At 73.0% G+C, this 14,034-nt stretch carries 12 protein-coding genes and 3 pseudogenes; 9 read left to right on the top strand and 6 right to left on the bottom strand.

Going from position 1 to position 14,034, the window contains the following annotated elements; genetic code table 11:
• The first annotated feature begins 166 nt into the window (after window positions 1-166).
• From ACGFT2_RS05665 to ACGFT2_RS05655, 3 genes and pseudogenes are all read left to right on the top strand, one after another.
• Window positions 167-2,236 carry a phage holin family protein gene (locus tag ACGFT2_RS05665; RefSeq protein ID WP_393273770.1) on the top strand — a complete coding sequence of 690 codons (2,070 nt, stop codon included), beginning with the start codon at window positions 167-169 and terminating at the stop codon, window positions 2,234-2,236.
• Window positions 2,237-2,287: 51 nt separating this feature from the next.
• Window positions 2,288-2,548 (top strand): annotated as a pseudogene (locus tag ACGFT2_RS05660) (hypothetical protein); the annotation flags it as partial.
• A 64-nt stretch (window positions 2,549-2,612) separates the two neighbouring features.
• Entirely contained in the window at window positions 2,613-3,038 is a 426-nt protein-coding gene (locus tag ACGFT2_RS05655; RefSeq protein WP_393273768.1) for an OsmC family protein, read from the top strand.
• Between the two features lie 75 nt (window positions 3,039-3,113).
• On the opposite strand, the pseudogene ACGFT2_RS05650 reads toward ACGFT2_RS05655, so the two are convergent.
• From ACGFT2_RS05650 to ACGFT2_RS05630, 5 genes and pseudogenes are all read right to left on the bottom strand, one after another.
• Window positions 3,114-3,215: pseudogene (locus ACGFT2_RS05650) on the bottom strand (respiratory nitrate reductase subunit gamma); the annotation flags it as partial.
• Window positions 3,212-3,706: a nitrate reductase molybdenum cofactor assembly chaperone gene (gene narJ, locus ACGFT2_RS05645; RefSeq protein WP_393273766.1), complete on the bottom strand. Its 495-nt coding sequence runs from the start codon at window positions 3,704-3,706 to the stop codon at window positions 3,212-3,214. The gene narJ and the pseudogene ACGFT2_RS05650, both read right to left, overlap by 4 nt.
• Window positions 3,706-3,960: pseudogene (gene narY, locus ACGFT2_RS05640) on the bottom strand (nitrate reductase subunit beta); the annotation flags it as partial. The pseudogene narY and the gene narJ, both read right to left, overlap by 1 nt.
• A 393-nt stretch (window positions 3,961-4,353) precedes the next feature.
• Window positions 4,354-5,217: a helix-turn-helix domain-containing protein gene (locus ACGFT2_RS05635; RefSeq protein WP_393273764.1), complete on the bottom strand. Its 864-nt coding sequence runs from the start codon at window positions 5,215-5,217 to the stop codon at window positions 4,354-4,356.
• Window positions 5,218-5,316: 99 nt separating this feature from the next.
• A complete protein-coding gene (locus ACGFT2_RS05630) occupies window positions 5,317-6,144 on the bottom strand; it encodes a helix-turn-helix domain-containing protein (RefSeq protein WP_393273762.1) in 828 nt (275 codons plus the stop codon).
• 180 nt (window positions 6,145-6,324) lie between these two features.
• On the opposite strand from ACGFT2_RS05630, the gene ACGFT2_RS05625 reads away from it, so the two are divergent.
• From ACGFT2_RS05625 to ACGFT2_RS05605, 5 genes are all read left to right on the top strand, one after another.
• The gene (locus ACGFT2_RS05625) at window positions 6,325-6,630 is read left to right on the top strand and encodes a 4a-hydroxytetrahydrobiopterin dehydratase (RefSeq protein ID WP_393273760.1); all 306 of its coding nucleotides are present in this window, start codon (window positions 6,325-6,327) and stop codon (window positions 6,628-6,630) included.
• 5 nt (window positions 6,631-6,635) lie between these two features.
• Window positions 6,636-7,385 carry a class I SAM-dependent methyltransferase gene (locus tag ACGFT2_RS05620; protein WP_393273758.1) on the top strand — a complete coding sequence of 250 codons (750 nt, stop codon included), beginning with the start codon at window positions 6,636-6,638 and terminating at the stop codon, window positions 7,383-7,385.
• A 380-nt stretch (window positions 7,386-7,765) separates the two neighbouring features.
• Entirely contained in the window at window positions 7,766-9,241 is a 1,476-nt protein-coding gene (locus ACGFT2_RS05615; protein ID WP_393273756.1) for a cellulose binding domain-containing protein, read from the top strand.
• Between the two features lie 30 nt (window positions 9,242-9,271).
• Entirely contained in the window at window positions 9,272-11,083 is a 1,812-nt protein-coding gene (locus ACGFT2_RS05610; protein WP_393273754.1) for a glycoside hydrolase family 6 protein, read from the top strand.
• A 278-nt stretch (window positions 11,084-11,361) separates the two neighbouring features.
• Entirely contained in the window at window positions 11,362-12,324 is a 963-nt protein-coding gene (locus ACGFT2_RS05605; RefSeq protein WP_393273752.1) for a class I SAM-dependent methyltransferase, read from the top strand.
• 137 nt (window positions 12,325-12,461) lie between these two features.
• On the opposite strand, the gene ACGFT2_RS05600 is transcribed toward ACGFT2_RS05605, so the two are convergent.
• Entirely contained in the window at window positions 12,462-13,169 is a 708-nt protein-coding gene (locus tag ACGFT2_RS05600) for a glycoside hydrolase family 75 protein (protein ID WP_393273750.1), read from the bottom strand.
• Window positions 13,170-13,375: 206 nt separating this feature from the next.
• Between ACGFT2_RS05600 and ACGFT2_RS05595 the strand changes: the two genes are divergently transcribed.
• Window positions 13,376-13,987 carry a hypothetical protein gene (locus tag ACGFT2_RS05595; protein WP_393273748.1) on the top strand — a complete coding sequence of 204 codons (612 nt, stop codon included), beginning with the start codon at window positions 13,376-13,378 and terminating at the stop codon, window positions 13,985-13,987.
• The last annotated feature ends 47 nt before the right edge of the window (window positions 13,988-14,034 follow it).

The raw sequence follows: 14,034 nt of genomic DNA, 5'->3' as shown, positions 1-14,034 counted from the left end.
GTCCGATACGGCGAGCTGGCCCCGTCCGGTACGGCGGCGAGCGGGCCCCGTCCGGTACGGCGGTGAGCGGGCCCCGTCCGGTACGGCGGCGAGCTGGCCCCGTCCGGTATGACAAGGTGGACCCCGGCCCGGTCGGAGCGGGGCCGGGACGTGAGGTGTGCGGGGCGTGCGAGGCGTGCGGTGGCGGCGGATCGCCAGTCAGATCGGTCGGAGCATCGCGGTTTGGGCGGTCTCCACGGTCACCATGCTGGCCCTCGCCGCGCTCCTGCCCGACTTCCAGCTCCAGTCCGCCGACGGAGACAGCGCCACCCGGATCGCCGTCACCGCCGCCTTCGGCGCCGGCGCCTTCGGCCTGCTCTCGGCCGTCGTCTGGCCCCTCCTGGTCCGGCTGCTGCTGCTCGTACCCGCCCTGGTACTCGGCCTGCTGGTCTTCTTCCTCAACGGCTCCCTGCTCCTGCTCGCCCTGCGCATCAACCCCTCCGGCCACGGTGAGGCCGCCCCGGAGACCGCCGTCATCGTGGCCGCGGTGATGTCCGCCGTCGCCTCGGCCACCGGTGCGGCCCTCGCCGTACGCGACGACGAGACCTACCGGCGCCGCCTGCACCGGCTGGCCACCCGTGGCAGCCGGGGCCGGCCGCCCTGCCCGACCGCCCCCGGCCTGGTCTGCGTCCAGCTCGACGGCGTGGGCCACGACGTCCTCGTGGACGCGGTCCGCAAGGGCCTGATGCCGACGGTGGCCGGCTGGCTGGCCCCGTCACAGCCGACCCACCGGCTCACGTCCTGGCGTACCGACTGGTCCAGCCAGACCGGCGCCAGCCAGCTCGGCATCCTGCACGGCAGCAACTTCGACGTGCCGGCCTTCCGGTGGTACGAGAAGGAACGCGGGGAGGTGATGGTCTGCAACCGGCCGACGAGCGCCGCCGAGCTGCAGCACCGCGCCATACTGCGCACCGGCGACGGCGGGCTGCTCGCCGTCGACGGCGCCAGCCGGGGCAACCTCTTCAGCGGCGGCGCCGGTGAACAGGCTCTCGTCCTGTCCATAGCCGCCCGCCGCCGGGGCCGGGAGAACCGTTCCCGCGCCGGGTACTTCGCCTACTTCTGCGATCCCGCGGGCGCCGTCCGCACCGCCCTGTCCTTCGTCGCCGAGGTGGGCCGCGAGATCGGTCAGTCCACCCGTGCCCGAATCCGCCGGCAGCGCCCCCGCGTCGGCCGGGGCGGCCTCTACCCGCTCGTCCGCGCCTTCGCCACCGTCGTCGAGCGGGACGTCGTCGTCGCCGCGGTGATGGGCGACATGCTCGCCGGCCGCGCCGCCGTCTACGCCGACCTCGTCGCCTACGACGAGGTCGCCCACCACTCCGGGCCGCGCAGCCGGGACGCCGAGAAGGTGCTGGAGCGCCTCGACCGGTCCCTGGCCCTGATCCACCGGGTCGCCGAACACGCCCCGCGCCCCTACCGGATCGTCGTCCTCTCCGACCACGGCCAGAGCCCCGGCGAGACCTTCCGCTCCCGCTACGGCCTCCCCCTCGGCGACCTCGTCCGGGCCGGCTGCGGACTGCACGTCCCGCGCCGCGCCGAGCGCACACGCAGCGGCACCGAGGCCCGCGCCGCCGTCCGTGCGGCCCTGCGCCGGCCCGTGGAGGAGAGGGGCGGGCACCACCGCCCCGCGCGCGGCTCGGAGCCGGTCGTGCTGGCCTCCGGCAACCTCGGCCTGGTCTCCTTCCCGGACGTGCCGCACCGCATGACCAAGGAGGAGATCGACGCCCGCCACCCGGCCCTGCTCAGCACCCTCGCCAACCATCCCGGTATCGGGTTCCTGCTGGTGCGCAGCGAGGAGCACGGCGGCCTGGTACTGGGCGCGCACGGCGCCGAGATACCGCTGGCCGACCTCGACGAGCGGCCCGGCCCGCTGGCCGGCTTCGGCCCCGGCGCCGCCGACGCCGTCCGCCGCACGCACTCCTTCCCGCACACCGCGGACATCATGGTGAACTCCGCCCACGACCCCGCAGACGGCGAAGTCCTCGCCTTCGAGGAGCAGATCGGCTCCCACGGCGGCCTCGGCGGCGACCAGTCCCGCCCGTTCCTGCTCTCCCCGCTGGAGCTGTCCGCACCCGTCGAGGAGGGCGAGCACCTGGCCGGCGCCGAGCGGGTCCACCACGTACTGCGCCGCTGGCTGGGCGAGCTGGACGGGCCACAAGTACCGCTCACCACGGACGTGCCGGAGGAACGGGCCGCTTGAGAAGGCGGGTTGCCCTGCGACACCGCCCCGCACGACACCGCCCCGCACGGCGCCGCCCCGCACGACGCCGGCTGTCTGCCGGTGACCGGGACCGGCGGCCGGGTACGGGTGCACGGGCGCGGCGGTACGGTCCTGCAGCCCGGCATCGACCTGCTGCACCGGGCCAAGGACTTCCCGCCCACCGCCCCCGTGCTGGTCATCGCCGACGGCTGGTGCGAGGCGCCGCGGGTACGGCGGGGGCACGCCTGCCCCATCCCGCGGGGAGGCCGTCTCCCGTTCACCCCGCGTGGCCCGGTCTTCAGAGTGCGATGAGCCCGGATGTGATCGGATGGCGGAAGAGATCCCGGTAACGGGACCCCACGCGAAAGGAACCACCGTGGCCACCACGCGCACCGCGCACACCGTCTGGCAAGGCAACCTGATCGAGGGCAGCGGCGTCGTCACCTTCGACTCCTCCGGCATCGGCGAGCAGCCGGTGTCGTGGCCGTCGCGCGCCGAGCAGGCGAACGGCAAGACCAGCCCCGAGGAGCTGATCGCGGCCGCCCACTCCAGCTGCTTCTCCATGGCCCTCTCGCACGGCCTGGCCGGTGCCGGCACCCCGCCCACCCGGCTGGAGACCAAGGCCGACGTCACCTTCCAGCCGGGCGAGGGCATCACCGGCATCCACCTCACCGTGCGCGGCGAGGTGCCCGGCCTGGACGCGGCGGCCTTCGCCTCCGCCGCCGAGGACGCCAAGAAGAACTGCCCGGTCAGCCAGGCCCTGACCGGGACGACCATCACCCTGACGGCCGAGCTGGCCTGACGCCCGCCCGTGCCGGCTGCCGCGTCCCCGCCGGGGGGCGCGGCAGCGCCGTGGCCAACCGCGCTGCGACGAGCGCGTGGTCCAGCCGTACTCGTCGTAGCGGTAGCGACAGACGAGGCCGGCCACCGGCAGGGCGAAGGCGACGCAGGGCAGCGCACCCCACAGCAGTGTGGTCATGGACGCACCTCGGTGCCGGCGGCCGGCAGTGTCACACACACCGCCTCCAGCACGCCGGCGTACGGTGTGCCGTTGTCGGCCAACCGGGCACGCAGCTGCTCCAGCCCGGCGCGGTGGTCGGTCAGCAGCGTGGTGTCGCCGGTCCGCGCGGTGAACTCCAGTACGGCCGGGAGGAAGTCCGGAAGTTCCTCGCCGCTGAACTCCAGGCCGTGCTTGCGGTAGACCTCCTTGAACCGGACCAGGGACACCCCGCGCCGCCGGGTGTCGCCGTCGTGCCACCAGCTCAGGTACAGGCTGTGCCGGTTCTTGAAGTCGAAGACCTGCACATAGTGCGCGGCCAGCTCCTGCAGCGGGATCAGTGCCGCGTGGTCGGTGAACGCCCGCAGCTGCGGGGCGGCTTGGCGCAGCAGCGGCAGCCGGGCGACGAAGTCGTCGTCCGGGTAGGTCAGGCACAGGGCCGCCGCCTGGTACAGCACCGCGTCCGAGGGCATCACGCCTCCTTCGCGTCGTCGGACGTCTGCCGCCGGCGCAGCAGGTGGAAGTTCTCGACGGACACCAGCGGCAGGTTCCTGCGGCCGCCGGAGTCCTGGCCGAACGGACCGTCGCCGCCCATGCCGGGCCGGCCGTCGTGTTCGAGGCTGCACCCCTCGGGCGGTGCCGACTCCTCCAGCCGGCGGGCGTCCCCGACAACGGCCCTCGGGATGACGTACCGGTCCTCGTACTTGGCGATCGCCGGCAGCCGGTACGCGGTTCACCCCGGGCGTGGAGTGCACGACCTTGTCGTGGCTCCACCGGTCCCGGTAGGAGGCGCCCGCCTCCCGTCCGCCCGCCGGCGACACGCTGTGCAGGTCGGGCGCGGGCGTGCCGGGCCGGAAGCACCGTCCTGCGGCCGGCAGTGCCGCGCCGGGCTCCCCGGGCGGTATATGCGTGTCGGTCACGTGCGCTCCCTCGGCTCACCCCCTGCTCCGAACCTAGGGGCGAGGGCGGGAGCGCACCCGTTCACAGACCCGTACGGGTCACCGGGAGGGTGCGTCGGGGGTGCCGGCGGACCGGGCCGCAGCCGTTCGCGCCACTCCCGGGGAAGCCCGGCCCGGTTCGTCACCGTCGACCGTGCTCCCCCCCGAATCCCGAACCGGGCTCAGAGCTGTTCGCGGTACTCCCGCAGCAGCTTCTTCGTGCGGGTGGCGGAGGCCGCCCGGGCCGTCATGTGGTCCAGCACCTCCAGATGAGCGGAGACCTCCCGGCGCGAGTCCAGGTAGAGCGCGCCCGTCAGGTATTCGGTGAACACCATGTCCGGCAACTCCGGCTCGGCGAACCGGAACAGCGTGAACGGAGCGTACGTCCCCGGGTGCGGGCCGGCCGCGAACTCGGCGATCTGCAGCGTGACCCGGTCCCGTTCCGCGTACTCCAGCAGCCGGTCCAGCTGGTCGCGCAGCACCTCGGACCGTACGCTCACCGGACGCCTGAGCACCGTCTCGTCCATGATCACCCACAGGTGCGGCGGATCGTGGCGCTCCAGCAGCCGCTGCCGCTCCATCCGCAGCGACACATGCCGCTCGACGGATCTCGGCTCGGTCTGCCCGATGGTGCCGGCCTCCAGCACCGCCCGCGCGTAATCCTCCGTCTGCAGCAGCCCCGGCACGAAGTGCGGCTCATAGGACCGGATGACCCGGGCGGCCCCCTCCAGGCTGACGTACAGGCTGAACCAGTCGGGCAGTACGTCGTGGTACCGCTGCCACCAGCCCGGCTGGTTCGCCTCCTCGGCCAGCCGCACGAACGCGGCCGCCTCCTCCGCGGCCACGCCGTAGGTGGACAGCAGCACCTGCACGTACGGGATCTTGAGCGAGACCTCGGCCATCTCCATGCGCCGCACGGTCGCCGACGCCACCCGCAGCACCCGGGCGGCCGACTCGCGGCTCAGCCCGGCCGCCTCGCGCAGCTCCTGCAGCCGCTTGCCGAGCACCACCTGGCCCACGGTGGGCGCAGTCCGCCGCTCACTCACGCCACGCCCTCCCCTACGCGCCGAAGCATGCGGGCAGTCTGTCATGCGACGCCGAATCGCACACCCGGCCGAGGCGGCCGGGCCACGCGCACCGGGGGATCAACCCACCAAGGTGTGCAGGTACTTGGCCGTCGCCCGGTCCGCCGGCAGGAACGTCTCGATGGCGATCTCGGCCACCGTGACGTCCATCGGCGTGTTGAAGGTGGAGATCGACGACACGAAGGACAGGATGTGGCCCTCGTGCTCGATCCGCATCGGCAGCGCGAAGTACGGGACGGGCTCGTCCGGTTCCGCGCCCGGCGGGTCCTCGGGCACCGGATAGGCAGAGACCTCCTCGTACAGCGCACGGAGCCGGTCGGAGCGGTGCAGGGCGATCTCCCGCTCCATCTGCGCCAGCAGATGCCCCCGCCACTCCCGCAGATTCCGGATGCGCGGCGCCAGCCCCCGCGGATGCAGGGTCAGCCGCATCGCGTTCGGCGCGGGTGCCAACAGCTCCTCCGGCACGCCCTCCAGGAGCATCGCGATGCCCCGATTGGCCGCGAGGACCGTGTAGCAGGCGTCGACCACGAGCGCGGGGTACGGCTCGTAGCCCTGGATGAGGCGCTCCATGCCGTCGCGCAGCGCGTCCAGCGCCGGGTCGTCCAGCGGGGTCTCCGGGAAGTGCGGGGCGTGACCGGCCGCCAGCAGCAGGGCGTTGCGCTCACGGACCGGCACCTGCAGATGCTCGGCGAGCCGCAGCACCATCTCCTCGCTCGGCCGCGACCGGCCGGTCTCGATGAAGCTGATGTGCCGGGCGGAGGAGTCGGCCCGCAGCGCCAACTCCAGCTGCGAGATCCGGCGCCGCTCCCGCCAGGCGCGCAGCAGCGGGCCGGCACCCTTGCCGGTGCCGGCGGCGGGCCCGGAGACACCGGAGGTGGCCATGGTCATGCCGACGACCCTAGTCGAGGAGCACACGCGGCAACGAGCCCTTTCCGGGCGGATGCCGCCGCGAGCCGTTTCCGGGCGGATGCCGCCGCGGCGCGGGGGGCGTGCACAACGCCCGTGCCGTGGCAGGCTGGTCACGTACCCGCAGACCCGGGCCGCACCGCCGTGAAGGGAGACAGGGCCATGGCCGTCGAACCGCTGTCCCAGAAGGAGATCGAGGACCGGCTGGCGGAGCTGCCTGGCTGGTCGGCGGACGGGGACCGGCTCACCCGCTCCTACCGGCTCGGCTCGCACTTCGCGGCGGCGGCGCTGGTCGTGCACATCGCCGGCATCCAGGACGAGCTGGACCACCACTCGGACCTCACCCTCGGCTACAACACCGTCTCCCTCGGCGTGCACACCCACAGCGCGGGCGGCGTCCTCACCGCGAAGGATTTCGCTCTGGCCCGCAGGATCGAGGACATCGCCCCAGGCCACGGCGCACACTGAGCGGTGTGCTCGACTACGACAAGGAAGCCGCCCGCTACGACGCCTCCCGGGGCGGTGAAGCCCGCGCCGGCACGGCCGCGCAGGCCGTCCTCACCCTGTTGCCCGAAACGCTGGGCCGCCTTCTCGACATCGCCTGCGGCACCGGCATCGTCACCCTGCGGCTCGCCGGCGCGCGCCCCGGGCTACGGGTGACGGGCGCCGACCTCACCCCGGCCATGGCCCGCATGGCCGCGGCCCGGCTGCCCGGCGGTGTCGTGCGCGCCGACGGCCGCCGGCTGCCGTTCCACACCGGCATCGCCGACGCGGTCACCACCGTCTGGCTGCTGCACCTGATGGACGACCCCGGAGACGTCGCCGCCGTGGTCGCCGAGTGTGCCAGGGTGCTGCGGCCCGGCGGGGTCTACGTCACCACCGTCGACAAGGCGGCGTCACACGACGTCGGCAGCGACATCGACGCCGTCCTCGCCTCCCGTCCGCGCCGCCCCGCCGCGGACACCGCGGCCACGGTCACCGCGCACGCCACCCGGCACGGGCTGCTGCCCGCGGGCCACACCTCCTTCCGCGGCGTGGGACAGGGCCGCAGCCCCCGAGCCACCATCGACGACCTGCGCCGCGGCTGGTTCACCGCGCTGCCGCCCGGCGATCCGCGCACGGAGGAGTTCGCCACACGGCTGGCCCGGCTCCCGGACCAGGACCGCCCGCGCGCCGACCCGTCCTTCAGCCTGCGCGCCTACCGCAAGCCCCCGACCGGATAGCCGGTGCCCGCTCCCGCGCCGCCGCGCCGGAGCGACGGCGTCCGAGACCGCGACGGAACGAGGGCGTCCGAGACCGCGACGGAACGACGGCGGTGGTGCCGGGCCGCCGAGGGCCGGCGCCGGGTACCGCGGATCCCTCCTCTCCTCTTGTGCGGGGTGTCAGGTCCTGAACCAGTGGGAGCGCTCCCATAGTGCGGACGAGGGGGAGAGCGGTCAAGGCGCTTGAGGAGTCGAAATGATTCGACCGGCCCGGGCGCCGAAAAGTCGCGCAACTCCCTGGGCATCCGGGCGACTTGGCGCTACCTTCCATCGCACCAGTGGGAGCGGTTCCATTCAGTCGGCGCGCCGGTCGCGGCGCGCCCAGCTGTAAGGAGTCGCTCATGCGACACCCCCCGCGTTCAGTACTTTCAGCCGCCGCCGGTGCGGTCGCGCTCGTCGCGAGCGTTCTCGTCCCGGTGGTCTCGGCCCAGGGCGTCACGCCCGCCTGCACGGTGGAGTACTCCGTCACCGGCCAGTGGGACGGCGGCTTCCAGGGATCGGTGCGGATCACCAACAACCGGGCCTCCCTGAACGGTTGGCAGCTCACCTTCGACTTCGCCGACGGACAGCGGATCACCCAGGGCTGGAACGGCCGTTGGTCCCAGTCCGGCACCACCGTGACGGCCGACGGCGAGAGCTGGAACGGATCGCTCGGCACCGGCGCGAGCGTCAGCGTCGGTTTCCTCGCCTCCCGGCCGGGCGGCGGCACCGCTCCGACCGTGTTCAGGCTCAACGGCACCACCTGCAACGAAGATTCCGGCCCGACGACGCCCCCGCCCACCGATCCGCCGCCGTCCGGCGGTACCGCTCCCGCCCTGCACGTCCTCGGCAGCACTCTGGTGGACGGCGCCGGCACACCCCGCCGCCTCCTCGGCGTCAACCGCTCCGGCGGCGAGTTCATGTGTGTTCAGGGGCACGGCATCTTCGACGGGCCGGTCGACGACGCCGCCGTCGAGGCGATCGCGGGCTGGCGGGCCGACGCGGTCCGCGTCCCGCTCAACGAGGAGTGCTGGCTGGGCCTTTCCCACATCAGGCCCGAGTACGCCGGTGCCCACTACATCACCGCGGTCAGGGAACTGGTGGCCCGGATCGAGGCCCACGGCATGACCCCGATCATCGAACTGCACTGGACCCACGGCCAGTACACCGGAAACTCGGCCGGCTGCTCCGACGTGTACGCCACCTGCCAGAAGCCGATGCCCGACATGGCTTACGCGCCCTCGTTCTGGGCGTCGGTGGCGAGCACCTTCAAGGACGACCCGGCGGCCGTGTTCGACCTGTTCAACGAGCCGTACCCGGACCGGGCGATGGCCGGCGCCGCGGACGCCTGGAAGTGCTGGCGCGACGGGGGCCCCTGCCCCGGGATCTCCTACGAGGTCGCCGGCATGCAGGACCTCGTCGACGCCGTGCGCGGGGCCGGCGCCCGGAACGTCGTCATGGCCGGCGGGCTCGCGTACGCGAACGACCTCAGCCGGTGGAATGCGTACAGGCCGTCCGATCCGGCCGGCAATCTCGCCGCCGCCTTCCACGTCTACAACTTCAACGCCTGCGCCGGCGAGAGCTGCTGGGACACCACCCTCGCCCCGGTGGCCGCCCAGGTGCCGCTGGTCGCCGGGGAGATCGGTGAGAACACCTGCTCGCACGGTTTCGCCGACCGGGTCATGAAGTGGTTCGACGACCGGCGCCTGTCCTACCTGGGCTGGACCTGGAACACCTGGGACTGCTCCTCCGGGCCGGCCCTCATCTCCTCGTACGACGGCACACCCACCGCGTACGGCATCGGACTGCGCGACCACCTGCGCGCCCTCAACCCGTAGACCCACACGACACCGAAGGAACCCGCACTCATGAGTCGCACCCGAACATCACTGCTCGCCGCCCTGGCACTGCTCGCCGGCACGACGGGCGCCACCCTGCTCATCGCGCCGGCCGGCGTCGCGGCCGCGGCGGCCCCGTGCAGCGTCGACTACAAGATCCAGAACCAGTGGGACACCGGCTTCACCATCGCCGTGACGGTCGGCAACAACGGTCCGGCCAAGTCGAGTTGGTCGCTGAAGTGGTCGTACGGCGGCAATCAGAAGGTCACCGGTGGCTGGAACGCGAGGATCAGTCAGAGCGGTACCGCGGTCACCGCGGCCAACGAGACCTACAACGGCACGCTCCCGACCGGCGGCACCGTCGGCTTCGGCTTCAACGGCACCTACAGCGGCAGCAATCCACTCCCGGCCACGTTCACGCTCGACGGCGTCACCTGCGACGTCGGCGACGGCAGCGGTGGCACCGGCGGTGGCACGGGCGGCGGCGACACCGGTGGCGGTACGGGTGGTGGGGACACCGGTGGCGGTACGGGTGGTGGGGACACCGGTGGCGGTACCGGTGGCGGAGACGGCGGGGGCGGTGCCGGAGGCCGGGTCGGCAACCCCTACGCCGGTGCCAAGGTCTACGTGAACCCGGAGTGGTCGGCCAGGGCGGCCGCCGAGCCGGGCGGCAGCCGTATCGCCGGCCAGCCCACCGCGGTCTGGCTCGACCGGATCGCCGCCGTCGACGGGGTGGCCGGCGGCATGGGCCTGCGGGCGCACCTGGACGAGGCCCTGAGGCAGAAGGGCTCCGGCGAGCTGGTCGTCCAGCTGGTCGTCTACGACCTTCCCGGCCGTGACTGCGCCGCCCTCGCCTCCAACGGCGAACTGGGGCCGAACGACCTCGACACCTACAAGACGCGGTACATCGACCCGATCGCAGCCGTCCTGTCCGACGCCAAGTACGCGGGCCTGCGCATCGCCACCGTCATCGAGCCGGACTCGCTGCCCAACCTGGTCACCAACGCCGGCGGCACCAGCACCACCACCGACGCCTGCGTGACCATGAAGGCCAACGGCAACTACGAGAAGGGCGTGAGCTACGCCCTCGGCAAGCTGGGCGCCCTCGCCAACGTCTACAACTACATCGACGCCGCCCACCACGGCTGGCTCGGCTGGGACACCAACCTCGGCCCCGCCGTCCAGGAGTTCCACAAGGTCGCCACCACCAACGGCGCCGGCGTGGACGACGTGGCCGGCTTCATCGTCAACACGGCCAACTACAGCCCGACCACGGAGCCCTACCTCAAGGTCACCGACAGCGTGAACGGGCAGACGGTGCGCCAGTCGAAGTGGGTGGACTGGAACCAGTACGTGGACGAGCAGTCCTACGCCCAGACGCTGCGGGACAAGCTCGTGGCGGCCGGGTTCGACTCCGGTACCGGCATGCTGATCGACACCTCCCGCAACGGCTGGGGCGGCTCCGCCCGGCCCACCGAGGCCGGCCCGCCGACCTCCGTCGACGCCTACGTCGACGGAGGCCGCGTCGACCGGCGTATCCACGCGGGCAACTGGTGCAACCAGAGCGGCGCCGGCCTCGGCGAACGGCCGGCCGCGGCCCCGGCGGCCGGGATCGACGCCTATGTGTGGGTGAAGCCGCCGGGGGAGTCGGACGGAGCCGGCTCCGCCATCGACAACGGCGAGGGCAAGGGCTTCGACCGCATGTGCGACCCCACCTACGGCGGCAACGCCCGCAACGGCAACAACCCCACCGGCGCGCTGCCCGGCTCGCCGCTGGCCGGGCACTGGTTCTCCGCTCAGTTCCAGCAGCTGACGCGGAACGCCTACCCGCCGCTGTCGTGAGCGGGTGAACGTCCGCCGGGGCCAGGCCGCACCGGCCCGGCCCCGGCGGATCGCGCGCTCCACCGGTGAGTGCACCCCGTCCGGACGGTCCCGCTCGTACGGCGCCGTGGGCGGCGGCTGTGCCGGGAAGCGGGGCCGCGCGCACATCGCCGGCGTTCGAGGGAGCGCCCCGCATCCGGGGTTTCCGGCAGCCGGGTTTTGCCGTACCGGCAACGCGATTTGCCCCGTGACGGTGTGGCGTCGCAGGCTGACCGCATCCGGACGAGAGGCTGACCACCATGGCGCACGACAGCGAGCACCACGACACCGGACACCTGCACACCGGGCACCGGAACGGGCACGGCCAGGGGCAGGGGCAGGGGCAGGGGCAGGGGCTCGGGCACGGGCATGGTCAGGGCGCCGACATCGACTGGAACGAGATGGGCCCGCGGCTGGAGGCCCAGGCGGAGCTGTTCACCCCCGTCTACCAGCGGGCCATGGCGTGGCTCGCGCAGGAGGTCACCGAGCCGGGGCTGATCGTGGACGCGGGGAGCGGCCCCGGCGTGGTCTCGTGCCTGTTCGCCGAGGTCTTCCCGGGGGCCCGGGTGGTCGCCGTCGACAGCACCGAGCCGCTGCTCCGGCACGCCGGCGCCCGGGCCGCCCGTCTCGGGGTCGCCGACCGCTTCGACACCCTCGCCGGCGAACTTCCGGACGTGCTCGGCGAGCTGGAGTACCCGGCCGACCTGCTGTGGGCCAGCCGCAGCCTGCACCACCTGGGCGACCAGCGAGCCGCGCTCGCCGCGTTCGCCGGGCGGCTCGCCCCGGGCGGCACCCTGGCCCTCCTCGAAGGCGGACTGCCCTCCCGCTTCCTGCCCCGGGACATCGGCATCGGCCGCCCCGGACTGCAGGCGCGGCTCGACGCGCTGCAGGAGGAGTGGTTCGCCCGGATGCGGGCCGACCTGCCCGGCTCCGTCGCCGAGGTCGAGGACTGGGCCGCCCTGCTGACCTCCGCCGGCCTGCGGCACGCACGCTCGCGCAGCTTCCTGCTCGACCTGCCCGGCCCCGCGAGCGAGCGCGCCCGTTCCTACGTGGCCGACACCCTGTCCCGACTGCGCGACGGCTTCGGCGAGGCCCTCGACCCGGAGGACCGGGCCACCCTCGACCGCCTGCTCGACCCGTCCGACGCGGCGAGCGTGCACCGCCGGCCGGACGTGTTCATGCTGGGTGCCTACACCGTGCACACGGCGGTGCGTCCGGTCTGACCCGGTGCCCCGACGGGCACACGGCGCCCTCGGCCTCGGCCCGGCCGCGCATGCACGCTCACCCGCGCACCCCGCACCGCTCGCGTCCAGCACTCCCGGGACCAGGTCGGCCGGGCCGGTCTCACTGCGCGGGGTGATCAGTTGTTCGCGATGAACTGCCTGGCCAGCTGATCCCCGAGGGTGACGGCCGCGCCATGGTTCTCGATCGGGGAGACCTTGGAGTTCTTGAACAGGATGTACGTCACGCCCGAGTCGGTGCCGCCGGTCTCCGGGTCGGGGTCGATGCCGAGCGCCTTGGCGGTGGCGTACGACGCCTCGCCGATGATCTTCGTGGGCCCGGTGTCGCCGACGACGGCGTACTCCACCTTGTTGCCGTAGACGACGGCGACCACACCGCCGCCCTTGATGCCGGCACCGGAGTAGTTCCAGATGCTGCTGGAGCTGGGGACGACGACGTACGGCAGGGTCTCGGCCTTCAGCGGCTTGCCGTCGGACTGGTGGAAGGCCGTGTCGTCCTGGTACCAGGGGTCGCGGTCCTCGTTGCAGTTGGTGGTGCGCTGGCCGTCGCAGTCGATGTCCATGTCGGCCTTCCAGAACACCGCGCCGTTCTTGCCGCACACGGGGATCGTGGCCGAGGTCTCGTCGTCGGTCTTGTACTTGCCGCTGGAGATCTGCGAACAGGACTGCACCTTGGCGAGCAGGTCGGCCGCGCTGACCGAGCCCTCCTGCGGGGACTTGGGGGCCGCCGTCGCCGGCGAGGTCGCGGAGGCGTTCGCGGGAAGGACTCCCGCGGCGAGCAGGGCGGCCCCGGAGGCCGCGGCGAGGGTCAGTGTTCGAATACGCACTGTGAGGGGACCCTTCTGTTAGGAAAGTTTCCTTACCGGGTGCGTACACGGTGGCCCTGACGACATGTTCCCGTCAAGCCCTGCGTGGCCGTGGAGTGAAGCCGGTGCGCATTGCGGTGATCTGAGAGCCGGGCAAGACTGGATGCGGGGGTTGTTCCGGAAGTGTCCGGCCCCCTGCGTGGTCACCGACCGAGAGGCAAGGCCCCATGTTCGTTCGCACGGTGTATGCGACCGGCGATCCGGCCGAACTCGACACGGCGATCCGGGCCCTCAACTCCGAGGGGCGCGACCTGCTCGAGGAGCGGCCCGGCTACCGGGGCGCCGGCGTCTTCGTCGACCGGAACCTCGGCAAACTGCTCACGGTCAGCTGGTGGGAGTCCGAGGAGGCCCGGCACAACAGCGACGAGGTCATGAGCGAGCGGCGGACCTCACTGCTGGCACCCTTCGCGGGAACAGTCGCCGTGGAGAACTACGAGGTCGCGGTCTTCCATGTCCTCCCGCACCCCACCGGCCACGGGGGGCTGCACCTGATCCGGCTGGAATTCGACCCGGCGGACGCGGACCTGCTCGCCGACGCGTTCCACACGAGCGTGGTGCCCCGGCTCGAAGCGCTGCCCGGCCTGGCCAGGGCGGCCCTGTTCCTGGACCGGGAGCGCGGCCACGGTCTGGCCGGCACCCTCTTCACCGACCACCACTCCCTCGCGGCCTCCCGCGCGGGCCAGGCGGCGGCCCGGCAGGCGGGCGCGGCGAAGGTCCAGGTGTCGGTGGTCGGCCTGGAGGAGTTCGAGGTCGTGCACGCGGACGCACACGCCGGCTGACCGGCGTGTGCGTCCGTGCGCCCCGCCCGGCCGGCGGGGCGCACGGT

This window comes from Streptomyces sp. NPDC048514, assembly GCF_043199955.1.
Classification (GTDB): domain Bacteria; phylum Actinomycetota; class Actinomycetes; order Streptomycetales; family Streptomycetaceae; genus Streptomyces.
The sequence above is the reverse complement of the archived record's forward strand: the minus strand, read 5'-3'. Positions and strand labels throughout refer to the sequence as shown.